The sequence below is a fragment of the Thermoactinomyces sp. DSM 45892 genome (assembly GCF_900107305.1).
GTDB lineage: Bacteria > Bacillota > Bacilli > Thermoactinomycetales > Thermoactinomycetaceae > Baia.
Window position 1 is genome coordinate 1 of the sequence record NZ_FNPL01000001.1, and the last position, 24709, is coordinate 24709.

At 44.0% G+C, this 24709-nt stretch carries 24 protein-coding genes; 5 read left to right on the forward strand and 19 right to left on the reverse strand.

What is annotated here, in order from left to right; translation table 11 throughout:
* The 8 genes from BLU58_RS17090 to BLU58_RS00040 form a co-directional block, all read right to left on the reverse strand.
* Positions 1-1619: alpha-helical endospore appendage domain-containing protein (locus BLU58_RS17090; RefSeq protein ID WP_093290183.1), on the reverse strand; the 1619-nt coding region annotated here is incomplete at its 3' end.
* A gap of 354 nt (positions 1620-1973) precedes the next feature.
* Positions 1974-2294 (reverse strand): class I SAM-dependent methyltransferase, encoded by a 321-nt coding sequence (locus BLU58_RS00010; protein ID WP_093290184.1) that lies wholly within the window; start codon positions 2292-2294, stop codon positions 1974-1976.
* Between the two features lie 122 nt (positions 2295-2416).
* Positions 2417-2632 carry an NINE protein gene (locus BLU58_RS00015; RefSeq protein WP_093290185.1) on the reverse strand — a complete coding sequence of 72 codons (216 nt, stop codon included), beginning with the start codon at positions 2630-2632 and terminating at the stop codon, positions 2417-2419.
* A 28-nt stretch (positions 2633-2660) separates the two neighbouring features.
* On the reverse strand, positions 2661-4592 hold the full coding sequence (locus BLU58_RS00020; protein WP_093290186.1) for an FtsX-like permease family protein: 1932 nt from the start codon (positions 4590-4592) through the stop codon (positions 2661-2663).
* 211 nt (positions 4593-4803) lie between these two features.
* Positions 4804-6348, reverse strand: a complete 1545-nt coding sequence (locus tag BLU58_RS00025) for an acyl-CoA carboxylase subunit beta (protein WP_093290493.1) — start codon at positions 6346-6348, stop codon at positions 4804-4806.
* 11 nt (positions 6349-6359) lie between these two features.
* A complete protein-coding gene (gene mce / locus BLU58_RS00030; protein ID WP_093290187.1) occupies positions 6360-6779 on the reverse strand; it encodes a methylmalonyl-CoA epimerase in 420 nt (139 codons plus the stop codon).
* Positions 6776-7219 (reverse strand): cobalamin B12-binding domain-containing protein, encoded by a 444-nt coding sequence (locus BLU58_RS00035; protein WP_093290188.1) that lies wholly within the window; start codon positions 7217-7219, stop codon positions 6776-6778. Before BLU58_RS00035 ends, mce begins: the two co-directional genes overlap by 4 nt.
* Before the next feature lie 25 nt (positions 7220-7244).
* On the reverse strand, positions 7245-8882 hold the full coding sequence (locus BLU58_RS00040; protein ID WP_093290189.1) for an acyl-CoA mutase large subunit family protein: 1638 nt from the start codon (positions 8880-8882) through the stop codon (positions 7245-7247).
* A gap of 355 nt (positions 8883-9237) precedes the next feature.
* Here BLU58_RS00040 and BLU58_RS00045 point away from each other — a divergent pair, with 355 nt between their 5' ends.
* Positions 9238-9423, forward strand: a complete 186-nt coding sequence (locus BLU58_RS00045) for a hypothetical protein (protein WP_093290190.1) — start codon at positions 9238-9240, stop codon at positions 9421-9423.
* A gap of 46 nt (positions 9424-9469) precedes the next feature.
* Here the strand turns inward: BLU58_RS00045 and lipB are convergent, their stop codons facing one another.
* The 10 genes from lipB to BLU58_RS00090 all read right to left on the reverse strand — a co-directional run bounded on the left by lipB (position 9470) and on the right by BLU58_RS00090 (position 20732).
* Positions 9470-10201, reverse strand: coding sequence for a lipoyl(octanoyl) transferase LipB (gene lipB / locus BLU58_RS00050; RefSeq protein ID WP_093290191.1), 732 nt, complete (start codon positions 10199-10201; stop codon positions 9470-9472).
* A 126-nt stretch (positions 10202-10327) separates the two neighbouring features.
* The gene (locus BLU58_RS16215; RefSeq protein ID WP_176786409.1) at positions 10328-10474 is read right to left on the reverse strand and encodes a hypothetical protein; all 147 of its coding nucleotides are present in this window, start codon (positions 10472-10474) and stop codon (positions 10328-10330) included.
* Positions 10475-10521: 47 nt separating this feature from the next.
* Positions 10522-11844, reverse strand: coding sequence for a dihydrolipoamide acetyltransferase family protein (locus tag BLU58_RS00055; protein ID WP_093290192.1), 1323 nt, complete (start codon positions 11842-11844; stop codon positions 10522-10524).
* A 41-nt stretch (positions 11845-11885) separates the two neighbouring features.
* Positions 11886-12869, reverse strand: a complete 984-nt coding sequence (locus tag BLU58_RS00060) for an alpha-ketoacid dehydrogenase subunit beta (protein WP_093290193.1) — start codon at positions 12867-12869, stop codon at positions 11886-11888.
* A gap of 14 nt (positions 12870-12883) precedes the next feature.
* Entirely contained in the window at positions 12884-13822 is a 939-nt protein-coding gene (locus BLU58_RS00065) for a thiamine pyrophosphate-dependent dehydrogenase E1 component subunit alpha (protein ID WP_093290494.1), read from the reverse strand.
* A 62-nt stretch (positions 13823-13884) separates the two neighbouring features.
* Positions 13885-15309 carry a dihydrolipoyl dehydrogenase gene (gene lpdA, locus BLU58_RS00070; RefSeq protein WP_093290194.1) on the reverse strand — a complete coding sequence of 475 codons (1425 nt, stop codon included), beginning with the start codon at positions 15307-15309 and terminating at the stop codon, positions 13885-13887.
* Between the two features lie 17 nt (positions 15310-15326).
* A complete protein-coding gene (gene buk / locus BLU58_RS00075) occupies positions 15327-16409 on the reverse strand; it encodes a butyrate kinase (RefSeq protein WP_093290195.1) in 1083 nt (360 codons plus the stop codon).
* Positions 16410-16438: 29 nt separating this feature from the next.
* Positions 16439-17533, reverse strand: coding sequence for a Leu/Phe/Val dehydrogenase (locus tag BLU58_RS00080; RefSeq protein ID WP_093290196.1), 1095 nt, complete (start codon positions 17531-17533; stop codon positions 16439-16441).
* A gap of 21 nt (positions 17534-17554) precedes the next feature.
* The gene (gene yqiS, locus BLU58_RS00085) at positions 17555-18475 is read right to left on the reverse strand and encodes a phosphate butyryltransferase (protein ID WP_093290197.1); all 921 of its coding nucleotides are present in this window, start codon (positions 18473-18475) and stop codon (positions 17555-17557) included.
* A gap of 193 nt (positions 18476-18668) precedes the next feature.
* Positions 18669-20732, reverse strand: coding sequence for a sigma-54 interaction domain-containing protein (locus tag BLU58_RS00090; RefSeq protein ID WP_093290198.1), 2064 nt, complete (start codon positions 20730-20732; stop codon positions 18669-18671).
* A 132-nt stretch (positions 20733-20864) separates the two neighbouring features.
* Here BLU58_RS00090 and BLU58_RS00095 point away from each other — a divergent pair, with 132 nt between their 5' ends.
* The 4 genes from BLU58_RS00095 (at position 20865) to BLU58_RS00110 (ending at position 23649) form a co-directional block, all read left to right on the forward strand.
* Entirely contained in the window at positions 20865-21182 is a 318-nt protein-coding gene (locus BLU58_RS00095) for a DUF2627 family protein (protein ID WP_093290199.1), read from the forward strand.
* 143 nt (positions 21183-21325) lie between these two features.
* Entirely contained in the window at positions 21326-22084 is a 759-nt protein-coding gene (locus tag BLU58_RS00100) for a TylF/MycF family methyltransferase (protein ID WP_093290200.1), read from the forward strand.
* A gap of 146 nt (positions 22085-22230) precedes the next feature.
* The gene (locus BLU58_RS17230; RefSeq protein ID WP_093290201.1) at positions 22231-23199 is read left to right on the forward strand and encodes a superoxide dismutase; all 969 of its coding nucleotides are present in this window, start codon (positions 22231-22233) and stop codon (positions 23197-23199) included.
* Between the two features lie 189 nt (positions 23200-23388).
* Entirely contained in the window at positions 23389-23649 is a 261-nt protein-coding gene (locus BLU58_RS00110; protein ID WP_093290202.1) for a hypothetical protein, read from the forward strand.
* A 1-nt stretch (position 23650) separates the two neighbouring features.
* Here the strand turns inward: BLU58_RS00110 and BLU58_RS00115 are convergent, their stop codons facing one another.
* Entirely contained in the window at positions 23651-24556 is a 906-nt protein-coding gene (locus BLU58_RS00115) for a YifB family Mg chelatase-like AAA ATPase (RefSeq protein ID WP_093290203.1), read from the reverse strand.
* Positions 24557-24709: the final 153 nt, after the last annotated feature.

Below are 24709 nucleotides of genomic sequence, written 5' to 3' on the forward strand. Positions count from 1 at the left end.
TCTCCTTGCGGGCCAGTTACTCCCGTGGCTCCGGTATTGGCTGCCGATCCGGGGGCTCCGGTAGGGCCTTGCGGGCCCGTTTCTCCTTGCGGACCGGTTACTCCCGTGGCTCCGGTCTCCCCTACTCCGGTAGCCCCAGCAAATCCAGTGGGACCCGACGGACCTTGGGGGCCGGTTATTCCAGTGGGACCTGGCTCCCCTTGCGGGCCGGTTTCTCCGATGGCCCCAGCAAATCCCGTAGGGCCTGTCGGACCTTGGGAGCCCGTTTCTCCGGTAGCTCCAGCAAATCCAGTGGGACCCGGCAGACCTTGGGGGCCCGTTTCTCCTTGCGGGCCAGTTACTCCCGTGGCTCCGGTATTGGCCGCCGATCCAGGGGCTCCGGTAGGGCCTTGTGGGCCCGTTTCTCCTTGCGGACCGGTTACTCCCGTGGCTCCGGTCTCCCCTACTCCGGTAGCCCCAGCAAATCCAGTGGGACCCGACGGACCTTGGGGGCCGGTTATTCCAGTGGGACCCGGCCCCCCTTGCGGGCCGGTTTCTCCGATGGCCCCAGCAAATCCCGTAGGGCCTGTCGGACCTTGGGAGCCCGTTTCTCCGGTAGCTCCAGCAAATCCAGTGGGACCCGGCAGACCTTGGGGGCCCGTTTCTCCTTGCGGGCCAGTTACTCCCGTGGCTCCGGTATTGGCCGCCGATCCAGGGGCTCCGGTAGGGCCTTGTGGGCCCGTTTCTCCTTGCGGACCGGTTACTCCCGTGGCTCCGGTATTGGCCGCCGATCCGGGGGCTCCGGTAGGGCCTTGTGGGCCCGTTTCTCCTTGCGGACCGGTTACTCCCGTGGCTCCGGTATTGGCTGCCGATCCGGGGGCTCCGGTAGGGCCTTGTGGGCCCGTTTCTCCTTGCGGACCGGTTACTCCCGTGGCTCCGGTCTCCCCTACTCCGGTAGCCCCGGTGAAACCTGGTGGGCCCGTTTCTCCCGTGCCTCCAGCAAATCCGGTGGGACCCGGTGGGCCTTGGGGACCTGTAGGTCCCTGAGGTCCCGTTCCTCCAGTAAGACCGAGTTCTTCAATGACTGCTTGAATCGCTTCTGCAAGAGGACCACTCGCTCCAGTAGCCACTTCTAAATTCACATTTGCTGATCCTTGCGTTACATTGACATTTAGTGTACTAGATATAATGTTTAGATCTTCATCCACAGCCACCATAGCGATTCCATTTGCACCTGAATTACCTAGAACTCGGAATAAATTCGTCCCAGTTGGAATAGTACCTGTTGGCACTGTACCAGTGGCTCCTGCAGGACCTTGAGGTCCTTGTGGTCCTATGCTAGTAGTCGAATCTAAAACAGTCTCCAATTTCTGCTGCAAAACCCACTCTTTCTTCGTAATTTCACGGATTGTATCCCTGACACTACTATTTATTAAGAGTACATCACTAATCGTAGCAACTTGAGGAGCACTGATTCCTGGTAAGGTTCCTAAAATATACTGTAACTTTTCTCCTTCTGCGTTAATAATATGACTTAATCCTAACTCCTCGAGAGCAATAGAAGATAGTAAAAGGTTAACTGCATCATCCCGTGTAATCGAAATAGTGGGAGTAATATTAGGTATATTAGATTGGGACATCTTAACACCTCCCCAACACTTCTATCTGAATTGCCCACACCCTCTTCAAAGTACGAGGTAAATTGGGCGTTGTTCGGTATCCCCTTCTAAAGGATTCTAGGGACTCACCGAAGTTGCGAAAACCAAGCCAAAGTAGGAAGCACTTTGTTTCCACCTCAGGGACTGCATAGAGCCTGCTAAGATAACGAGTCTTTAGACAGGTGTTCGCAAGAATCTACCACCTCTACAGGAGGCAGTAGCTCCATTTTTCTAAAATGAAAGATAATTGTTACGCCTCTTTGTGTAACAATTATCTTTCCATGTATAAAAAGCCAAGAAATATTCTTTATATCTTGGCTTCCTTATCAAGTCGTACTACACGCCTTTGCACGTTTGTTCAAAGCGGTTTTTAGCCTCCAGTTCAGTAAGACCTTGTCGATTAAGGTTCTCCTTGAGAAATGGAGAGTGCAAGGATGCATAGAAAGTTGGTTTTTCTGCTTCTAAAAATTCCTTCAAACAAGGAATTAAGGCATATTCACCACCTTCGATATCCATTTTCACAAAGTTCACATCTCTAATATTATATTGGTTAATTAAGTCCGGATGCATGCCATGCCATAACCATGCATTCCGTCGACTGATTAATACATCAAAATGGGCATTTCGTTTCGAAATAGATAGTACACTCTGTTCCAAAAGGTACACTCCCTTAGATTTATTTGCACATACACCATTTCTATTCGGGAATATAACTCTAATGCATGCCTATATAAAAAACGATGTGATCGCTATGATCACACCATTTTTTAACTAATTCTCTATGCAATTCGATTTCGATATGCAAATCGAACATTATAATCATCCACTTGCCTTCCAAGGGTAAATAGGTCGTAAATCCAACCGATCCCAAGCAATCCACCCGTCAGCAGATAGAGAATCCCAGTTGCTACTTTTCCCAAATAAAAGCGATGCAATCCGAGGAACCCACCAAGGAAGATTAATAAAATATAAGCAATTGATTTATCTTTTTTCATCACGTAACCTCCACCTGGCCATGTTATATTATTTTCCAGATGTGATCATAACTTTGCTTAATTGTTTTAGATAAATTGCACGTACAACAAAGAAATAGATAATCTGGACCGCGAAGAAACCAGAAATCCCGACTAAGGTTGGGGTTATCATATTTAGTACAGATAAGCCACCCAAATGTCTATTTAAAATCTGTAAGCCAATTCCTGATTCCAGTCCAGCAACGACAAGCGGTATAAAGAACAACATGGCAATTTGAATGGTACTAGTTCGTCTCATATCCCTTGTACTTAATCCCACTTTTGAAAGCATATGATACATTCGTTGATCCTGATTTAGATCTGTATACAGCTTAAAGTAGAGGAAACTAGCCGAAGCAACGGAGAACACTGCTGCCATAAAGAGCCCAATAAAGGTAAAGATGCTACGCGCTTGTTGGAAGTCAATATACTGCCCTGCTCGGGTATCAATATAGCTATCTTCCTGCTCTTGACCCATATCTTGCAACTTGGTACTGAGCCTCGCTTGAACCGAATCGGAACGAGGATAGTCTGTATTCGACCACGCTGGAACATGATAATACACAGATGTTCTTTCCTGCGAACGAATGTCTTCTTTTGCTTCATCTGCTTTTTTTATTTCATCGGCTAGAACTTGTTTATAAGTTTCATCACTTACCACCATAATCGGAGGGTAACTGATCGATTTTTCAATGTTACCGACGATTTGAAGATTATATTTCGATATTTTTTGTCCGGTTTGTACTTTTTCAGGTTCCTCTACAAATTTACTGGCTAGGAAGATAGTCTCATTAGACTTCAACTTTTGTGGAGTCGTTCGCCCCAATACCTTAGCAATTTGAGCATACTCAGACTCTTTCATGACATGTACATACTTTTTATTCCCGAAATCAATACTCACCGTTTTACTAGTCACCTTATCAAATTTAAGCCCAGCACCTTGTAATTCTTGGTCAATCTTCTTCGCTTCACCTTCCCAGTTCTTATACTCTTTAAAAAGATTAAATTCAATAGCGAATGGTGTCTCTTTAAATCTTGTCTTCACATCTTGATCAAAGGAGTAAACCAGCCCGGTTCCGGCAGAAGCCATCCCGATTACAATCGTAACCATAAAAAACATCCGAGCATTATCTTTTATCTTGTAAGCCATCTCAGAAACCCATAACATTCTCGTACCCTTCCAGAAGAAGGAGCGACTTCTCTTCAATAATCTCATCAAATACACACTTAACTGAGTGAAAAAGAAGTAAGTTCCGATAATCCCAAGACCAAGAGCCCAGTAAATATTTTTAAAGTCATCATATAACAAATAGTATGCGGCTCCGATTGAAACAAGCGAAAACAGAACGAGTAAAATATGAGCTTTCGGCTCTGTTTTTGGCTTACTTGTCCCCATCAACAGCTCAAGTGCTCTTTTCTGACGAATGAAGAATAGAGTCATAAAAGAAATCACAATATATAAAGCGGCAAATGATACGGCTGTAAGCCCCATTGCTTTCAGTGGTAAATAAAGCGGAAGCTTCCTCTCTACCACGCTAGATCCGTACATAAGGAATATTTTTGAAAAAAGAAGACCTCCTACAATTCCGGTCACGATAGCCCCAAAGCCAATCAATATGTTTTCTAGGAAGACCAGTTTATTAATCTGATTTCTCTGTGCTCCTAAAATCGTTAAAACTCCAAACTCTTTATTTCTGATTTTCAAGAAAGCGCTAATCGAATAAAGGACAAATAAAAATGAGAATACAAATGTAACATAAGACGCGGCTTTCATCCCCATCTTGGTAGACTCACCGAGGTCTGATTTTGCTAATTCGGGATGATAGATAAATAAAGCGTAGGTAAAAAAGATCATGACAGCAAACGCGCTACTTAAAAAGTAAGCAGAGTATGCACGTGAGTTACGTTTGACATTATTAAATGCAAACTGGCGAAAGTTCATGCTTCGTTCCTCCTATAGTAACAATAAGTACAAATGCTACTGTTTTTCTGTTATTTAGTTGATGAAATTAGTGTAACAGTGCAGAAAAACAGGGAGAATGAAATTACCTTACATGAACCTTAAACATTTGTAAGGATTGACGAGACTAATCACGATATCGACGTAGAACTCAAAAAAGTAGGTACCTCTCAGGCACCTACTTTTTTGAGTTCTACAAAGGAATATTCCCATGCTTTTTATACGGTCTTGTATCTTTTTTATCACGTAATAGCTCTAGTGCACTCATTAACTTGATGCGCGTCTCCCGTGGATCGATCACATCATCAACCATACCATAAGCCGCGGCAACATAAGGATTAGCAAACTTCTCTTTGTATTCGGCAATCTTTGCTTGACGAACCGCTTCCGGATTCTCACTTTCCTTAATCTCTCTACTAAAGATGATATTAGCTGCTCCCTCTGGCCCCATAACCGCTATCTCAGCAGAGGGCCAAGCGTAAACGATGTCTGCGCCGATCCCTTTGCTATTTAATGCGACATACGCACCACCAAATGCTTTTCGCAATATTACTGAGATGCGTGGCACGGTAGCTTCAGAGTACGCATATAAAATCTTGGCTCCGTGGCGAATAATCCCACGATGCTCTTGATTCACACCTGGAAAAAAACCTGTCACATCAATCAATGTGATCACTGGGATGTTAAAGCAGTCGCAGAAACGAACAAAGCGACTTAGTTTATCAGAAGAGTCGATATCGAGCCCACCAGCCATCACTTTGGGTTGATTGGCTACGATCCCCACACTCTCTCCGCCGATTCTGGAAAAGCCAATGACGATGTTGCGAGCGAATTTCTCTTGCACTTCCATAAATGAATGATCATCTACCAACTGATCGATTACCTTACGGACATCGTAAACCTTCGTGCCTTCGACGGGCACAACCTCTGCTAATTCCTCGATCCATTCATCTGAAGTATTCTCAACCCCTTTCCTAGCAGGCTTTTCTTGATTATTAGATGGAAGATAAGATAATAATTTCCGAACTTGCTCTAACACTTCTGGCTCGCTTGTAGCTGTGAAGTGCGCATTTCCACTAATGCTACTATGAACCGAAGCGCCCCCTAATTCTTCGGAGCTGATCGTCTCCCGAGTAACCGTTTCGATCACTTTAGGACCTGTAATAAACATTTGGGATGTCTTTTCCACCATAAACACGAAATCAGTAATCGCTGGAGAATAAACTGCCCCACCTGCACACGGCCCCATGATCACCGATATCTGAGGCACCACACCCGAATAGATCGAATTACGATAAAAGACATGCCCATAGCCATCCAAGGACATTACACCTTCTTGAATACGGGCTCCACCTGAATCATTCAGCCCGATAATCGGACATCCATTTTGGGCAGCCAAGTCCATCATACGGGAGATTTTCAGGGCATGCATCTCTCCTAAAGCGCCACCAAACACCGTAAAATCTTGTGCAAATACGTATACGGTTCTGCCGTGCACTTTCCCGTATCCTGTTACGACACCTTCTCCAGGTGCATCCATCTGATCCATATCAAAGTGGCTAGAACGGTGTTCAATAAATGGATTTAACTCTACAAACGTGTTTTCATCGAGTAAAAGATCGATTCTCTCTCTCGCCGTCAGCTTCCCACGTTTATGCTGAGCCTTGATTCGCCTTTCTCCCCCACCCATTTCAATCTTACGACGTCGCTCATACATTTCGTTAATTTTCGTATGCATGTCCACAAAGTTCACTCCGTTTCAGTATGGATCTGTTGACAAAGCTCCATGAGTGTTCCATGGGTTGATTTGGGATGTAAAAAAGCAATTTGCATCTGATGTGCTCCAGCCTTTGGCTCCTCATTTATTAATTTGATTCCCTGTTCTCGTAGGTTTCGTAGGCATGTGCGAATATCAGCTACTTCCAACGCGAGATGATGAAGTCCTTCTCCTCGTTTCTCGATGAATTTGGCAATCGCACTTGAAGGAGCAGTCGGCTCCAGTAATTCGATACGACTATCGCCGATATCGAAAAAGGCAACTTTTACTTGCTCGCTCTCTATCATCTCAATCGAAGTAAGGGGAAGCCCCAGCTGTTGTTCATAAAAAGGAATACTCTCTTCTAAACTTCGAACTGCGATCCCAACATGACTAATCTTTTTAGGTCTCACAACTGGACACCTCCAGAATTGGTTACAGAACCTCCCCAGCCTTTTTCTTCTTTCATCAGTTGGCGGATAAACTGTGCCGTTTGTTGGATTGTTGTCCCTGGGGTAAAGATTTCCCGGATCCCCTGTTTCTTTAATAAAGGAATATCTTCTTGTGGGATCACACCTCCCCCGAAAACCAAAATATCATCCGCTTTTTGTTTTTTTAGTAATGTTACAACTACTGGAAATAGCTCCATGTGGGCTCCTGATAAACAAGATAATCCAATAAGATCTACATCTTCTTGAATCGCCATCGCCACGATTTGTGCCGGAGATTGTCGCAATCCCGTATAAATTACTTCCATTCCCTCATCCCGTAAACCTTGTGCAATAATAAGTGCCCCTCGATCATGTCCATCTAAGCCCGGTTTTCCGATTAATATCCGTATTGGACGCAACATAGTAGGTAGTCCCCCTTCAAACGAATCAATATGGTTGATACTCCCCAAAGACCTTTCGCATCGTATGGCAAATTTCGCCCACAGTCGCGTAATTCCGTACCGCATCGATAATAAACGGCATTAGATTCTCCGTTCCTGAAGCAGCTCGTTCTAAGGCCGCTAAGCACGTTTCGACTGCCTGATTATCGCGCCGTAAACGTAAGTCTTGTAAATGAGCGATTTGCTTCTTTCCAAGCTCTGGATCGACTCGTAGTAGTTCAGGCTGGACTTCATTTTCAATCTGATATTGGTTCATGCCCACTACAATTTCTGTTCCATTTTCAATATTCCGCTGGGTCTCCAGTGCAACGCGGTGAATTTCACGTTGCATAAACCCTTGTTCTACAGCAGAAACCGCTCCGCCTAGCTGTTCGATCTTCTCTAGATAGCGATTCGTCTCTTCTTCCATCGCATCGGTAAGCGCTTCCACATAGTAAGAGCCTCCGAGTGGATCTACGGTATCCGCTACCCCACTTTCTAACGCAAGAATTTGCTGTGTTCGAAGGGCAATGCGCGCTGACTCTTCCGTAGGCAATGCAAGTGCTTCATCTCGTGAATTTGTGTGTAAGCTTTGGGTCCCGCCTAACACAGCGGCCAATGCCTGTACTGTCACACGAACGATATTGTTATCCGGCTGTTGCGCTGTTAATGTGGAACCTCCTGTTTGCGTATGAAAACGTAGCTGCAAAGAACGTTCATTTTTAGCACCAAAGCGATCTTTCATAATCCTCGCCCAGATTCGGCGTGCGGCGCGGAACTTAGCAATTTCTTCAAAGAAATTATTATGGGCATTAAAGAAAAATGACAATCGCGGAGCAAATTGATCTATCTCGAGTCCAGCATCAAGTGCTGCTTGAACGTAAGCCATCCCATTAGCTAGAGTAAACGCTACCTCTTGCACAGCGGTAGATCCTGCTTCCCGGATGTGGTATCCGCTGATACTAATCGTGTTCCATCTTGGCACATGCTCCGTACAGTAAGCAAATATATCAGTAATGAGACGCATAGATGGCTTCGGTGGGTAGATATACGTACCACGTGCAATATATTCCTTTAAAATGTCGTTTTGGATCGTTCCTGTTATCTGGTTAGCCGGAACCCCTTGTTTCTCGCCCACCACGATATACATCGCAAGTAACACGGCCGCCGAAGCATTAATCGTCATCGATGTACTGACCCGATCAAGTGGGATCTCGGCTAATAACCGCTCCATATCTTCTAAGCTATCAATCGCTACCCCGACTTTTCCCACCTCTCCAATCGACATCGGATCATCGGAGTCGTAACCGATTTGCGTTGGCAAGTCAAAGGCAACACTTAATCCAGTCTGCCCCTGCTCTAATAAGTAACGAAAACGCTTATTCGTCTCTGTTGCAGAACCGAATCCTGCGTACTGACGCATCGTCCATAGACGGCTTCGGTACATGTTGGGATGGATGCCTCTTGTATAGGGATATTCCCCGGGAAAACTTACTTTTTCATCTATGTTATCTACATGTTGATAGTAGAGGGGCTGTACTTCAATCTCAGAATGTGTCGAAAAAAAAGGCTTACGCTCAGGCGTCTTTGCACGTACCTTCTCTACTTTTTGTTGCCATGATTTGTGTCGGTCATGATGTGTCATGGTGTAACCCCCTCCTATACGCTTCTACCTTACAAGTTTTTCAAGATTGGCTAAGATGTTACTTCATTTATAATCCTACATTTATTGTTATCCTTCTTATAATACCATCCATTCTGATATTTCATTAAAAAAGCATTCTAACTTTAAATACGATTAGATTTGATTCATTTAGGCTATCCTTTTTACTATATCAGAAAGAGAATCATAACAGGAGTACTCATCAAAGTTTGTGAAGCCATAGACATCTCCTGATCCATTGGGTACAATAATACGTGTATTTTCAACTGGACCTACTAAATAGGTTTTCCTTCACATGGATAATGGCTTTGTGATAAATAGAAGGCAGGTGTTATGTATGTCCGTATTCTGGCAATATTTTATGGTACCTATTATGGTAGTCATCAGTGTGCTCGCTGTACGTGGATTCCTCTTTAACAAGAGAACCGGCAATAAAGGTGGAATTCTCTTAGGTGGTGGATTTGCAGCTGCAACTTTATTTGTAACTGCATTGTCCGTATATGACTTGCTTGTTGGTTTATAAATCTATTACATAACCTCCACTCGAATATTCAAGTGGAGGTTTTGCATTACTGGTACTCTTTGCGAATCCAACTAAGTACGTCCTCTTCATCCTCTACTACATAGGAGGACAAACGCCTTTCATCCTTCGCCTTCCAACCAAACACTTCTTCCACCGCTTCGATTACATAATCCATGACGGGAGCAAGGTCCACTTCCCTCCCTAACAACTTTTCAAGCGAGGTAACCCCATATTCCTGAATACCACATGGAATAATGGTTTGAAAAAACTGAAGGTCACTGTTTACATTTAGCGCAAATCCGTGGCTAGTAATATATCCTTTTCGCGTACGAGCACGATTAAATTTTACCCCTATGGCCGCTACTTTCTCTTCTCCAACCCAGACCCCTGTGTACGGCTCTTTTCGGCTTGGCTGTAGGCCAAAGCGTCGCAGTGCAATGATGAGAACTTCCTCTAACTGACGCAGATACGCATGCGCATCATTTCCCTGGGTTGCTAGGTCAAAAATAGGATAACCCACTAACTGACCCGGTCCGTGATACGTAACATCTCCACCGCGATCAATCTCGACGAGATCCATACCCATCTCGGCATACTGCTCTTTGGAGAATAGTAGGTTCTCTGTATGGCTTCCTCTTCCCAACGTGAGGGTATGAGGGTGCTCTAATAGTAATAGTTGACTCGGAAGACCTTCGTGGTCGACCTTGTGTACGAGTTTTTTTTGTAGATCCCAGGCTTCTTGATATGGAATGAGACCTAGTCGCTGGACTTCAAACATGTTGCTCACATCCTAGGTGATTCGTTTAGTGTGATATGTATCGTATTGTATCATAAGAGATCCGTGGAACAGATTCCGATTGTTCTTCTAAAGGATTTAAGTAATAGGCTTGTTGATGAATCAGAGTTACCGGGGCAATGTATCTGCCCACAGCTCTAGTAAGCCTGCGAAGATGTAAAAAGCAAATCCGCTCCGTCCATCGAAGCTACGGGCAAGTGACAAAACTCGCAAGAATACGCGGGACATTTCCGTACTTTGAGTGTTGACATACACGAACAGGCACCCTACACACAGAGCACCTGTTCATCATCATAAACGAGTTAAAAAGTCGAATCAGCCGTATATTCCTCTAACAACTCTTTCACACGTGCTAAGAACCGCCCTGCCACTAAACCATCTAATACCCGATGATCCAATGACATACAGATGTTCATCATATCACGGACAGCAAACATATGATTCACCACAACAGGGCGCTTCACAATCGCTTCAAAAGAGAGAATCGCAGCTTGTGGTTGGTTAATAATCGGTTGAGACATAACAGAGCCAAAGGAACCTGTATTATTAACGGTAAATGTTCCACCTTGTAGATCACTTAGATCCAGTTTCCCAGCACGGGTCTTCTGGGCTAAGGTGTTCACCTTCTTAGCAAGTCCTAAAATGGAAAGCTCATCCACATCCGGAATCACTGGCACATAAAGCGCATCATCGGTTGCCACTGCGATCGAGATGTTAATACGCTTCTTCTGAATGATCTTATCTCCATCCCACATGGAGTTGATAATCGGGAATTCCTTTAACGCATCGCTAACGGCTTTGATGAAAAACGGCATAAAGGTCAACGATACTCCTTCACGTACTTTGAAATCATTCTTCATCTTATTACGAAGTTCAACGAGACCCGTTACATCCACTTCCATCATCGTCCATGCATGTGGTGCCTCGTGTTTACTTTGCACCATACGGCTGGCGATGGTTTTACGCACACTAGTAAGAGGAATCTCGATATCTCCTTCTTCTGTGACAACCCCCACTGGCTTGCTTGCAGGTGGAGTGGTAGAGAGTGCTGTATCTACATCGACAGTAGGCACATGCTCTACAACTGACTCATCCACTGAAACAGCCTGAGGAGTTGGAGCACTTCCCACTTTTCCAATTCCCTGTTCAATAGCGGCCAATATATCTTTTCGAGTAATTCGACCACCTGTACCCGTTCCAGTAAGAAGAGTAAGATCGATGTCATGCTCTTGCGATAAGCGCAAAACCGCTGGGGAGAAACGGCCACTACTTGAACCACGCTTACCAGCTAGATCTACCTTTACCGGAGCTGAGGTATTCGTTGCCTCTGGTTTCGATTCTTCTCCAGCAGGGGTAGATGGAGCCGATGTACTTACCTCTTCTATGCCTTCCACTGCCATTTTACAAATAATCTCTCCAACTGCTACCGTTTCTCCTTCCCCTGCCACGATTTCAACCATCGTTCCCTCAAACGTAGCAGGAACCTCTGCATTTACTTTATCTGTCGATACTTCACAGATTGCTTCGTACTTGGCTACAGGGTCACCCGGTTTCTTTAACCACTTGGCAATCGTACCTTCTGTAACACTCTCACCAAGCTGAGGCATTTTAATTTCAGTTGCCATCGCTGGATCCTCCTTTAATTCGTCTGCTTACATGATGAAGATTAGAATTCTGCTAGTTCACGAATTGCTTTGGCAATTTTATCTGGGTTTAAGATAAATTCCTTTTCCAATGTCGGGCTATATGGCATAGCGGGGACATCTGGACCAGCGAGACGGCGTACAGGCGCATCCAATTCAAAGAATGCCTCTTCTGCGATAATCGCTGATACTTCGCCACCAAAGCCACCGGTCAAATTATCCTCATGAACGATGAGTACTTTACCCGTCTTGGCAACCGCTTCTAAAACGGCTTCCTTATCTAATGGAACAAGCGTGCGCAAATCAAGAACATGTACACTAATTCCGTCTTTTTCTAGCTGTTCTGCCGCTTGCAAAGCAAAGTGAACCATCATTCCGTATGTAATGACAGTTACATCCGTCCCTTCGCGCTTCACGTCAGCCTTGCCGATTGGAATCGTATAGTCGTCAGCAGGTACCTCGCCCTTAATCAGACGATAGCAACGTTTATGCTCAAAGAATAGAACGGGATCATCATCACGGATTGCAGATTTCAATAGACCTTTTACATCATATGGGGTAGATGGCGTTACAATCTTCAAACCCGGTACCCCTGTAAAAATCTTCTCTACACTTTGGGAGTGATAGAGCGCACCGTGGATTCCTCCACCGTATGGAGCACGTACCACCATAGGGCATGACCACTTATTATTAGAGCGATAACGAATTTTAGACGCTTCACTTATGATCTGGTTGATAGCTGGCATAATAAAGTCAGCAAATTGCATCTCGGCAATCGGGCGCTTTCCATAAGCGGCCGCCCCAATCGCTACACCCGCAATCGCAGATTCTGTCAGAGGGGTATCCAGTACACGATCCTCTCCAAACTCACTATATAAACCGTCCGTAGCGCGGAATACTCCACCACGCACACCTACGTCTTCTCCTAATACGAATACCTGAGAGTCCCGTTTCATCTCTTCACGCATCGCCAGCGTTACTGCTTCGATATAAGACATTACTGCCATGTTGATGGTTCCCCCTATTCCGCAAATACGTATTTATCTATTTCTGATGGATCCGGGTAGGCTGCCTTTTCTGCATAATCGGTAGCAGCATCTACTTCCTTCTTGATCTCCGCTTGAATCTGCTCATCCGACTCTTCTGTTAAGAGGCCATGATCCAGCAAGTACCCGCGGTATTGGAACAACGAGTCTTTTTTCTTCGCCTCATCCACTTCTTCACGAGAACGATAGGTACGATCATCGTCATCACTTGAGTGCGGAACCAAACGATAGGAAACCGTTTCCACCAAGGTTGGCCCTTCTCCACGACGTCCGCGTTCAACAGCCTCTTTTACAGCACGATATACTTCTAGTGGATCGTTTCCATCTACTGAAATGCCCGGCATACCATAACCAGCACCACGAGCCGCGATACTTCCACCCGCAACTTGCTTCTCTAGCGGAACGGAAATTGCGTACTGGTTGTTCTGTACCATAAAGATAACAGGCAGCTTGTGAACACCGGCAAAGTTCATCGCTTCATGCAAGTCTCCTTGGTTTGCAGAACCTTCTCCACACGTCGTTAGAACGACAAAATCTTTTTTATCCAGTTTTCCCGCATACGCAATTCCCGTAGCATGTACCATCTGAGTGGTTACAGGAGAAGAGCCTGTGAGAATTCGATAACGATGATCACCAAAGTGGCCCGGCATCTGACGTCCACCACTGTTTGGGTCTTCTGCTTTTGCAAAGGAAGAGAGCAGATAATCTTGAGCCGTTTGTCCCATTACCATCACAAGCCCCATATCACGATAGTACGGACAAAGCCAATCCTTTTCCGTATCAAGTGCAAATCCAGCACCTACTTGTGCCGCTTCATGCCCTTGACAAGAAATCACAAATGGAATCTTCCCTGCACGGTTTAGTAACCAAGTACGCTCATCTGTTTTACGTGCTAGTGACATATATCGATACATACCAACTGCTTGCTCATCTGTTAACCCTAACTCCCTATGTTTCAAGGAAATCCCCCCTCAAATTAACCATGAATCGCCTTTCCATCTACAGCAAGTGCTACCTCTCCAAATACCTCTGATAACGTAGGATGTGGATGGATTGCTTGCGAGATCTCCCATGCAGTCGCATCGAGAACCTTCGCCAGTCCAGCCTCTCCGATTAGATCCGTTGCATGTGCACCAATGATATGTACGCCTAGCAAATCATCTGTTTTCGCATCCGATATCATCTTAATAAATCCGTCTGTCTCACCAAATACAAGCGACTTCCCTACTCCGCGGAATGGGAATTTTCCAACCTTTACTTCATGCCCGCGATCTTTTGCCTCTTGCTCCGTAAGACCGATGCTTCCTACCTCTGGTCGGCTATAGGTACAGCGCGGAACCATTGTACCATCAATAGCATGTACGTCTTTTCTAGCCATATGTTCAACCGCTAAAATCCCTTCATGAGAAGCCACGTGAGCTAGTTGATAGCCACCGTTTACATCGCCAATCGCGTAAATATGAGATTCTGCTGTTTGCATAAAGTCGTTTACTTGAATAACACCTTTATCCACTTTGATGGAAGTATTTTGTAAACCGATATCTTCGATGTTAGCCTGACGACCCACTGAAACAAATACCTTCTCTGCTTCAAATGTCTCCGTCTTACCATCTTTTTCAGCCACAACAGTTACAGAGCCATCTGCGACCTTCATTTCTTCGGCAAGAACCTTCGCATTTGTAATTACTTTTACTTTCCGTTTTTTGAAAATACGAGTCATCTCTTTACTAACATCTGCATCTTCAAATGGTAAAATGCGATCCGCATATTCGATGACGGTTACCTCTACACCAAAGTCACTAAGCATCGAAGCCCACTCAATCCCAATCACACCGCCTCCAATAATAATCATCGATTTCGGAAGCGTTTCCATTTGCAGTGCATGATCTGAGTTTAATATATGAATCCCATCGATCTCGAGTCCCGGAAGAGTACGTGGACGAGAGCCTGTTGCAATCATCACAAATTGAGGGATGAGCATATCAGATTCTTCCCCATCTGCTCTTTCTACCGAAATGGTACCTGGCATAGGAGAAAAGATAGAAGGCCCTAAAATGCGACCAAATCCCTTGTAAACGTCTACTTTATTTTTTTTAAGAAGCCCTTCGACTCCTTTATGGAGCTGGGAAACGATTTCATTTTTTCGTTTTTGCACTAAGTTCATGGAGAGCTGAACATCATCCGCAGTGATTCCATAACTCTCACTATTTTTCATTTCATGATATACTTCAGCACTTCGCAGGAGAGACTTACTCGGGACACAACCTTTATGTAAGCACACTCCACCCACATGTTCCTTTTCAACTACAGCCACTTTCATTCCTAGTTGCGCAGCCCGGACAGCAGCTACATAGCCGCCCGGCCCCGCACCAAGGACTACGAGATCATAATTTTCTGCCATGCTCTTCTCGTCTCCTTTTACTGTGGTGGATATTGTTTTGCTTCTTCTTCTCGACGTAACACACGAAGAGCACCTTCTGCAAGAGCTTGTAGTTCGTCTTCACCTGGTACAACGCAGACTGGAGCAATCCATTCTACTCGTTCCTGAATCATCGACGTAAAGAGTTGTCCATAAGCCAAGCCGCCCGTCAAAATAATCTGATCTACTTCCCCTTTTAATACAGCGGCATACGCACCAATCTCTTTCGCTACTTGATAGGCCATAGCTTCATATACGAGTTTGGCTCTTGTATCTCCTTCTTGAATCCGCTCTTCTACTTCTCGTGCATCCGTCGTTCCTAGATACCCCATGAGTCCACCTTTACCCACGATCATCTTCATAATCTCGCTTGCAAAGTATTTCCCAGAATAACTAAGAGCTACTAAGTCACCTACAGGTAACGTGCCCGCACGCTCTGGTGAAAAAGGGCCTTCTCCTGCAAGTCCATTATTTACATCAATCACTCGTCCTTTTTGATGGGCTCCTACCGTAATCCCACCACCCATGTGCACAATTAGATAATTTACTTCTTCATAACGCTTGTTTTGCTCTTTTGCTACACGACGCGCAACTGCTTTTTGGTTTAACGCATGGAAAATACTACGGCGTTCAATCTCTGGGACACCTGAGATTCTCGCCACTGGTTGCAGTTCATCTACCACCACGGGGTCGACGATAAATGCCGGAATTTGTAGTTGATTAGCAATATCACTGGCTATCAATCCCGCTAGGTTGGAAGCATGCATTCCGTAACGACCGGATCGCAGATCGGCTAACATCGTGTCATTAATAGCATACGTGCCACCAGGGATAGGGCGCAATAAGCCCCCCCTAGCGACAATGGCATGAAATCGGGTTATATTCATACCCTCTCGATCCAATGTATCTAAAATCACTTGTTTGCGAAAGGGATATTGACTCACTAACTCCGGAAATCGAGCCAACTCTTTTGCATGATGGCGTAAGGTAATATCTAAGATCGGCTTCTCATTATCAAACACCCCTATTTTGGTCGAGGTAGATCCAGGGTTTATCGTAAGAACCCGTAAGACTTCATGCACTTCTAACACTCCTAACAATCCCGAACATATTATCGTTGATTGAGCGAATGACGCTCTGTTTGTAAAAAGGTACTACGAGATTGGCGCAACGAAGCAATCCGCTCTTCTGCCATACGGTCAGCCGCTTGATAGCTTGGAATCCCATCACGTTTCGCAATCTCAAATACACGTAGAATATTGTCATAGATGCCTTCTACTTTTTTCATCGCCCGCTCTGGATTATACCCTACTAGTTCATCCGCAACGTTAATTAATCCACCTGCGTTAATCACATAGTCTGGAGCATAAACCATTCCACGCGCCTCTAGCATGTCACCGTGGCGATCTTCACGTAATTGGTTATTGGCAGAACCCGCAACTACTTTACATTTCAAGCGCTCAATCGTCTCATCATTAATAATTCCACCTAAAGCACATGGAGCAAAGATATCACATTCCACATCGTAAATTTCCTCTGGGGATACACGAATCGCACCGAAGTCATTTACTGCCCGTTGTACGTTTTCTTCATTAATATCCGCAACGATTAATTTTACATTTTCTTTATGGAGGTATTCACACATGCTGTAAGCTACATTTCCAACCCCTTGAACCGCTACCACAAGCCCATCTAGAGCATCGGATCCGAAAGCTTCTTTCGCTGCTGCTTTCATCCCTTTATAAACTCCAAACGCTGTTACAGGAGATGGGTTGCCTGAAGAACCGAATGCTGGAGAAATCCCGGTAACAAACTTTGTTTCCAAGTGAATGAGATCCATATCTTCTACGCTGGTTCCAACATCCTCAGCCGTAATATAACGTCCGTTTAATCCTTCGATATAACGACCTAGAGAACGGAATAACTCTTCACTCTTATCTTTTTTAGGGTCTCCGATCAAAACTGTTTTCCCACCGCCGAGGTTAAGGCCCGCTGCTGCCGCTTTATACGTCATTCCTCGTGCTAGACGAAGTGCATCCTCCATCGCCTCTTCTTCCGTAGCATATGTCCACATGCGTAAACCACCAAGTGCAGGCCCAAGTGTTGTATCATGAATCGCAATAATCGCTTTTAATCCAGAGTTCTTATCTTGACAAATGACGACTTGCTCATAATCATATTTCTCCATGTAGTCAAACAGTTCCATTAGACTATCCCCTTTCAACTATTACCGTTTTTTGAAATGGTCGGCTTGTAATACAGCCATAGCAATCGAATATAGCTTTGCTTCAGCGGAATCAGCTCGTGATGTTAACACAATCGGAGCCTTAGCACCCAGTACAAGTGCGCCAATCTTCGCTTTTGCAAAATAAACCATTGATTTATAAAGAATATTTCCTGCTTCAATGTCAGGAACGAATAAAACATCTGCTTTACCAGCTACAGGACTATGAATGCCTTTATGCTCAGCAGATTCAACAGATACCGCATTATCCAGAGCAAAAGGTCCATCCACAATCGCGCCTTTAATTTGTCCACGACGGTTCATCTGGGACAAGGCCGCCGCATCTAAAGTAGGTTGCATAGAAGGATTTACGACTTCTACTGCGCCGAGCACCGCTACTTTCGGTTCTGAAAGACCTAATGAATGGCAGAAATCAATCACATTTTCAAGAATTTGTACCTTATCCTTTAATTCAGGAGCCACATTTAACGCTGGATCCGTCACATGGATCAGATGGTCAAAACCAGGAACCTCAAACGAAGCAACATGGCTTAGTATTTTGCCAGCACGTAAACCCTTTTCTTTATTTAATACGGCACGAAGAAAGTCAGCCGTTTGCACCATACCTTTCATCAATACATCTGCACGCTTTTCACTAACAGCCGTCACTGCCAATAAGCACGCCTGAGCAATCGAAGTAGCATGTATCACTTCCCCTGACGCCAGATCTAGGCCAATCTCTTTGCCGATCGAGCGAATCTTCTCTTCATCTCCAAACAATAAAAAGTCGGCAATTCGATGCTTCTTCGCATCTAGCACAGCTTCTAACACTTCTTGATCAGCTGCTGCCGCGACTGCTACGGTTACAGAAGGAAGAGATTCTGCATACTTCACTACTTGCTCAAACGTTGTTAACATTTTCATGATGACCTACACCTCTTTGACCAACTAAGTGGCTAATGTAATGTAATAAAACAAATCGGAAGCCGCTAGTCATCCTTTATTATGCAAGAACAATGCCAACACCATAAAACAAGGAAATGACATAAATAGCGCTACACACATTGCATTATTTTGCAAAAACGCAAGCTTTTACATGCAATAAATTGCAGATAGCTTATGTAATACCGGCGCGCTCCAATTTATAATATAAACTTCGTATGGAGATGCCTAACTGTTTTGCTGTTTGGGTCTTATTTTGTCCACAAGCCTGATAAATTTGTGTAACATAGCGATTTTCCGCATCTGCTAAATAATCCTTTAAGGGCCGTTTCAAGTCGCCAGCCTGTTCCTCCTCTTCGATAACATCATGAACTTGATTTCGTTGAAATTCAAATTTCGGCAGATGTTCCGGAGCTAACGTCTGCTCTTGTACCGTCATATGAATCATAGCTCGTCCTAAGAAATTTTCTAATTCCCTTATATTACCAGGAAACGAGTACTGAGACAGAAGTTGAGTGGCTTCAGGAGAAATCGTGCGCACATTCCGTCCATATTCTTGATTAAACTTTCGTATGAGGTGGATCGCCACAAGCTCTAAATCCCCATCACGTTGGCGGAGAGGCGGAATCATAATGGGGAATACGTTTAGACGGAAGAAAAGATCCTCTCGAAACTTCTTCTCTTCCATCGCCCGCTCGAGAAAAACATTCGTAGCTGCGATTACTCGAACATCGATAGGAATTGACTTCGTTCCACCCACTCGAATCACTTCTCGCTCCTGCAGAACACGTAGTAATTTAGCTTGGATACTAGGTTGAAGCTCCCCGATTTCGTCTAGAAAGATAGTACCCCCACTCGCTTCCTCGAATAAACCTTTTTTCCCACCTCGTTTTGCCCCAGTAAAAGCCCCCTCCTCATAACCAAATAACTCACTTTCCAATAACGACTCGGACAAAGCAGCACAGTTTACTCGAATAAACTGGTTATATTTCCGATTACTAGCATTGTGAATCGCATGCGCGAACAACTCTTTCCCCGTTCCCGATTCTCCGCGTAAAAGCACAGTAGCGCGAGTGTCCGCCGCTTGCTTAGCAAGTTGCATCGCGATTTGCATCTGCTCACTCTCACCAATGATATCATCAAATGTATACTTTGCTTCTAACTTTCGAATAATGCTTCGAGCTCGCTCTAAGTCTTGCGTTAATTGTTTTAATTCCGAGGTATCGTGGACAATGGCCACACTTCCCTTTAATTCACCCTGTAAGATAATCGGCGCTACGTTCACGATCACATCCCGATGATGGGGCCCTACTTCCATCTGTACACCCCTAACCACCTGTCTGGTTCGAAGCACTTTCATATGCATGCTCTCCGCACCTTCCGAAATATCTACCTCTGCAGGCTTTCCAATCACTTCCTCTGGCTTAAGTCCGGTTAACCTTGTATAAGCTGGATTAATTAACAGACCGATCCCATTTACATCCACAACAGAAATCGCATCATCTGATGAGTCTATGATCGCCTGCAAATAGCTTTTCATATCCTCTAAATCCATGATTTTTTGGATAAAGTGTTGTAGCTCACTCACCTCGCGGAAAACAGCCACTGCTCCCATAACTTTACCTTCATGATTTTTCACTGGGACCCGATTGGTCACAATCTCCGTTCCACTTGGTAGTTGAAACGTTTGATTTAGTTCTGATTCCCCCGTCCGTAACACTTCTTCCAAACGAGTATGCCCAACCACCTCGCGAATGGGCTTCCCAATTAATTCAGTTCTATGTACTTTTAACATTTTTTCCGCTGAAGCATTTAAAATCGTAATCTGTCCTCGAGCATTTACCGCAATCATTCCATCATGGGTAGAATCGATAATCGCCTCTAGCTCTTTTTGTCGCTGAATCCATGCTTGAAACCAACTCTCCTTCTCTTCAACCAAGCGCACCATCAAGTTGGCTGTATCTCCTGAGACCAGAAGCGTTTTCTCCGATTTCAATGAGTGAATCTGATCGTACACAGCCGCATCACCTGTTACCTCAATCACCACATCAGGTGTAAGCTCTAAAAATGAATTCATATCGGTTCCAGTTGCGATTCCTCTACGCCTCGCTTCTACAATAGCTGGTGTATGAGGTAGTAAGTCAACAATCCCAATTACTTCGATAAATTCAACATCCGATAATGTACGAAGAAGAGCTGCCCCACCCTTTCCTCCACCCACAATCAACACTTTCTGCATAGATTCGCCCCTTTCCCATAGCGTAAGACCTTCTTTCAGCCTATCTTATCACACAGAACGACACATACAGACTAGCAATCGCTTGGCATTTAAGGTAACATAACACTTGGAAAAACGAAAGGCGGTTTTTTTATGAAACCCATCTACCAACGTATCATCGCCATTCTCCTCCTCTGTCTCCCTGGCATCGCAGGCATTTACGGCTGGACAGAAATTCGAGAGGTAATCTTTTATTCCGCTGCTGGCGAAGGCTTCGGATGGCTTCGCTTTCTCTGGGGTTTGCTTTTATTAATAGGTAGTTTATATATTATCGGTGGCTTTATCTTTTACCGTGATAAAAAAAATAATCGGATTTCTCCCAAATTCTTAACTCCTGAAGAACGCGCCGAACGAGAGCGCCAAAAACAAGACCCTAACTATAAAAAACCAGAATTTCTCGATAAAGTATAAGAACATAAGCATGCTATATGGAAATGCGACCCATTTCCATATAGCATGCTTTTCTAGTTTCTACATAACGGATAACATGATATACATTTCATTTCACCTTTTTCATTCATATTCATAGATTAAAAAAGAATGGAGGAGATGGAATGAAAAAAAAGAAGGCTGAAGAGCTATATTTAGATCTACTCAAAAAAGCAATCTTATTTGAAATATGGATTGAGCATGAAAAAAATTATCATCATCCAAGTAACCTTATGTTTAATCCAACAACGGAAACCAGGCAATCTGGACTCGATTGGCCTCCGATTGCCCACAGTATGATTGGTATAGAACGTATGAATAACCTACATCAATGTATGGAGTCAGTCATGACGGAGAACGTGGAGGGAGATTTTATCGAAACAGGAGTTTGGCGAGGTGGTGCATGTATTTTTATGCAAGGCTTTTTAAAAGCTTATGGGATTACAGATCGGAAAGTTTGGGTTGCTGATTCATTCGAAGGCTTACCATCTCCTGACCCGAGCTACCCAGCTGATACACATTCATCCTTTCATACGATGGACTACTTAAAAGTCTCCTTAGAAGAAGTGGTAGATAATTTTAAAAAATACAATCTATTTGATGATAATGTAAAATTCTTAAAAGGTTGGTTCAAAGACACGCTTCCTACCGCACCGATCGAAAAAATAGCGATAGCGAGACTAGATGGGGACATGTATTCTTCCACATGGGATAGTTTAGCAAATCTTTATCCTAGAGTTTCGATAGGTGGCTATATCATTATTGATGATTACAATATTAATCAATGTAAAGCCGCCGTACACGATTATCGAAACCGCGCAGTGATCCATGATGAGATAAAACCCATTGATCAAAATGGTGTTTATTGGAGAAAAACAAGATAATACCTAAAACAAAACAAACAGAAACGAAGAAGATTTTTTGTTCTTCTTGTTTTTGTTTGTTTTTCTGTATTCGTACTCCACTTCCCACACATGCCACCTTTCTTCCAAACATACACATAAGAACAGATATGAAAAGGAGCGTCCCTATGAACAACCCTTACTATGTATACGTGTTTGATTGGATCAAAACGTGGATTATCAATACTTGTCGAATCCACCAACATTGGCTAAAACATCAAAGAGATCTTACCGAGCACGATGATGTCTCAATCAAGCATTTAACAGCGATCGAAACTGCTTATCGTCAAATTGAACAAATGGCAAGTAACCCTCACTCATCAATTGGAGAAATTGATGCTTATTTCTATAAGGTACTAAACGCCCAAAATAAATACGAAAAGTACCTTCAAGCCCGTCACACAACAGGAAACCATAATCAAACCCATATATACACAAATCATAACCTCCATACATCCAGAGTAAGCAGCATCCCCACAGTCCAAAGGGTTCCAATCGGTCAGCATCAACTCCCCTCACTCCCTTATCCCTACCATGCACTAGAGCCCCACATCGATGAAGTAACCATGCGCATTCATCATAGTGAGCACCACAAAAAATACGTAGAAGACTTGAATATGGCAGAAATCGAAATCGAAAAAGCTCGCCAAACTCAAAACTTTGATCAAATGAAACACTGGGAGCGAGAAGCCGCCTATAACGGTATGGAACACTATCTACATACGATTTTTTGGGACTGCATCAAACCAAACAGTGGCGGAATCCCTACAGGATCCCTCATAAAACAGATTCAGGCTGATTTCGGGAAATTCTCTGCTTTTAAGAGCCACTTCTCTACCATAGCTGAAAAAATAGCAGGAGGATGGGTCATCCTTGTATGGAACCCTCGTACTGTAAGGCTCGAAATCCTACAAATGGAAAAACAGCAAATTCTATCCCAATGGGACGGTGTTCCCCTCCTCTGTCTAGATGTCTGGGAGCACGCTTACTACCTTAAATATCCAAATCGAAAAAAGGAATATATTAAGCATTGGTGGAACGTTGTCCATTGGGATGCAGTAAAGAGCCGCTTTCATCAAGCACGTACAAGCACATAAGTCATTGTGATCCAAATACTTGCTTTAAACGACTCATTTCTTTCAACTATAGCCGCAAAATAGCTAAAGACTGAACTGCACCTTTTTTATATTTGTCATCTTAAACCACCTAAAAAATAACAATATTTATGATTTCAACACATAAATATAGGATAGATCACTCGTTTACATGAGTAGGAGGAGTTAAGTATGGCAAAAAAAGGTTCAAAGTCCAAAAACACCCCAGCAAGTGAACAGCAGGTCACTCGCCAAAAAAAATCTCATTTTACAAATCGAGCCAACTATTATTTTCAGGAGGTAGTAGCTCCTATCGAGAGATCCTATCGACAAGCGATGGGTATTGGAAACTATGCAGAAGGAGTAAAACTCTTTGAAACACTCCAGTCTGCTAGAAAAGAGTATCGTCATCTGCTATACCGGAACGAATGGGTAAAAGTCAAAGCCAGATAGCTTAGCCCCAGAACTTCCGATCCAGTGCCCGATACTGAATCGCTTCTGCCACATGGGCTACCTGAATTTTCTCTTCACCCGCAAGATCAGCAATCGTGCGTGCCACCTTTAAAATTCGATCATGTGCCCGTGCACTTAATCCAAGTCGATCAAATGATTGATGTAAGAGTCCTTTTCCATCTTGATCTAATTCGCAATGTTTCCGAATCTGTGCTGGTACCATGCCACTGTTACAAAGAGTTGCCGATTCTTTAAATCGCTCTTGTTGAATTTGTCTCGCTTGATTCACTCTTGATCGAATCTCTTCTGACGACTCAGGTACAGACTTAGAAGATATCGTCTCAAAGTTTACTCGGGGTACCTCCACATGCAGATCAATCCGATCAAGCAGAGGCCCCGAGATACGAGATCGATATCTTTGTACTTGATGTGGGGTACATGTACAACTTCGATCTTCCTCGTACCCATAAAATCCACACGGGCAAGGATTCATAGATGAAATCAACATAAAATCGGACGGGAACGACAGTGTGATCTTTGATCTACTAAGAGTAACCTCTTTATCTTCTAGAGGTTGACGAAGAACCTCCAATGCCGACTTTGAAAATTCGGGTAGTTCGTCTAAAAATAAAACTCCTCGGTGGGACAAGCTAACCTCACCTGGCTTCGGGATCTGTCCACCTCCTACGATCCCAACGGAAGAGACGGTATGATGAGGGGAGCGGAAGGGACGTTCTTGGACAAGTTTTCCCCTCTCTGATAGCAAACCAGCTATACTATAGATCTTCGTTACTTCTAGAGACTCTTGTCGATTCATACAGGGTAGAATACTTGGAATTCGTCTTGCCAGCATCGTCTTCCCAGAGCCCGGAGGGCCTATTAGCATCAAATTAGGGTACATTAGCATGCCGATGTAACTTAACAAGAACAAGTTAAGTTACATTTTCTAAGTGAATGAAAGCGTTTTATACCAAACTTACTTGTACAAGCATCAGAGCCTAGATCGTACATATATTGTTTTAATGTTATAAAAATCTTAATTTAATTGAATGAACAAAAA

Coding starts and splice junctions, on each gene's coding strand:
- BLU58_RS00020 (WP_093290186.1), bottom strand. CDS start 4,592: ATGAACTTTCGCCAGTTTGCATTTAATAATGTCAAACGTAACTCACGT.
- BLU58_RS00055 (WP_093290192.1), bottom strand. CDS start 11,844: ATGGCAACTGAAATTAAAATGCCTCAGCTTGGTGAGAGTGTTACAGAA.
- BLU58_RS00040 (WP_093290189.1), bottom strand. CDS start 8,882: ATGACACATCATGACCGACACAAATCATGGCAACAAAAAGTAGAGAAG.
- BLU58_RS00095 (WP_093290199.1), top strand. CDS start 20,865: ATGAAACCCATCTACCAACGTATCATCGCCATTCTCCTCCTCTGTCTC.
- BLU58_RS17230 (WP_093290201.1), top strand. CDS start 22,231: ATGAACAACCCTTACTATGTATACGTGTTTGATTGGATCAAAACGTGG.
- BLU58_RS00090 (WP_093290198.1), bottom strand. CDS start 20,732: ATGCAGAAAGTGTTGATTGTGGGTGGAGGAAAGGGTGGGGCAGCTCTT.
- BLU58_RS00060 (WP_093290193.1), bottom strand. CDS start 12,869: ATGGCAGTAATGTCTTATATCGAAGCAGTAACGCTGGCGATGCGTGAA.
- BLU58_RS00035 (WP_093290188.1), bottom strand. CDS start 7,219: ATGTTGCGTCCAATACGGATATTAATCGGAAAACCGGGCTTAGATGGA.
- BLU58_RS00110 (WP_093290202.1), top strand. CDS start 23,389: ATGGCAAAAAAAGGTTCAAAGTCCAAAAACACCCCAGCAAGTGAACAG.
- BLU58_RS00115 (WP_093290203.1), bottom strand. CDS start 24,556: ATGCTAATGTACCCTAATTTGATGCTAATAGGCCCTCCGGGCTCTGGG.
- BLU58_RS00015 (WP_093290185.1), bottom strand. CDS start 2,632: ATGAAAAAAGATAAATCAATTGCTTATATTTTATTAATCTTCCTTGGT.
- BLU58_RS00065 (WP_093290494.1), bottom strand. CDS start 13,822: ATGTATCGATATATGTCACTAGCACGTAAAACAGATGAGCGTACTTGG.
- yqiS (WP_093290197.1), bottom strand. CDS start 18,475: ATGAAAATGTTAACAACGTTTGAGCAAGTAGTGAAGTATGCAGAATCT.
- BLU58_RS00080 (WP_093290196.1), bottom strand. CDS start 17,533: ATGGAACTGTTTGACTACATGGAGAAATATGATTATGAGCAAGTCGTC.
- lpdA (WP_093290194.1), bottom strand. CDS start 15,309: ATGGCAGAAAATTATGATCTCGTAGTCCTTGGTGCGGGGCCGGGCGGC.
- lipB (WP_093290191.1), bottom strand. CDS start 10,201: ATGTTTGAAGTCCAGCGACTAGGTCTCATTCCATATCAAGAAGCCTGG.
- BLU58_RS00025 (WP_093290493.1), bottom strand. CDS start 6,348: ATGCATACGAAAATTAACGAAATGTATGAGCGACGTCGTAAGATTGAA.
- BLU58_RS00045 (WP_093290190.1), top strand. CDS start 9,238: ATGTCCGTATTCTGGCAATATTTTATGGTACCTATTATGGTAGTCATC.
- BLU58_RS00100 (WP_093290200.1), top strand. CDS start 21,326: ATGAAAAAAAAGAAGGCTGAAGAGCTATATTTAGATCTACTCAAAAAA.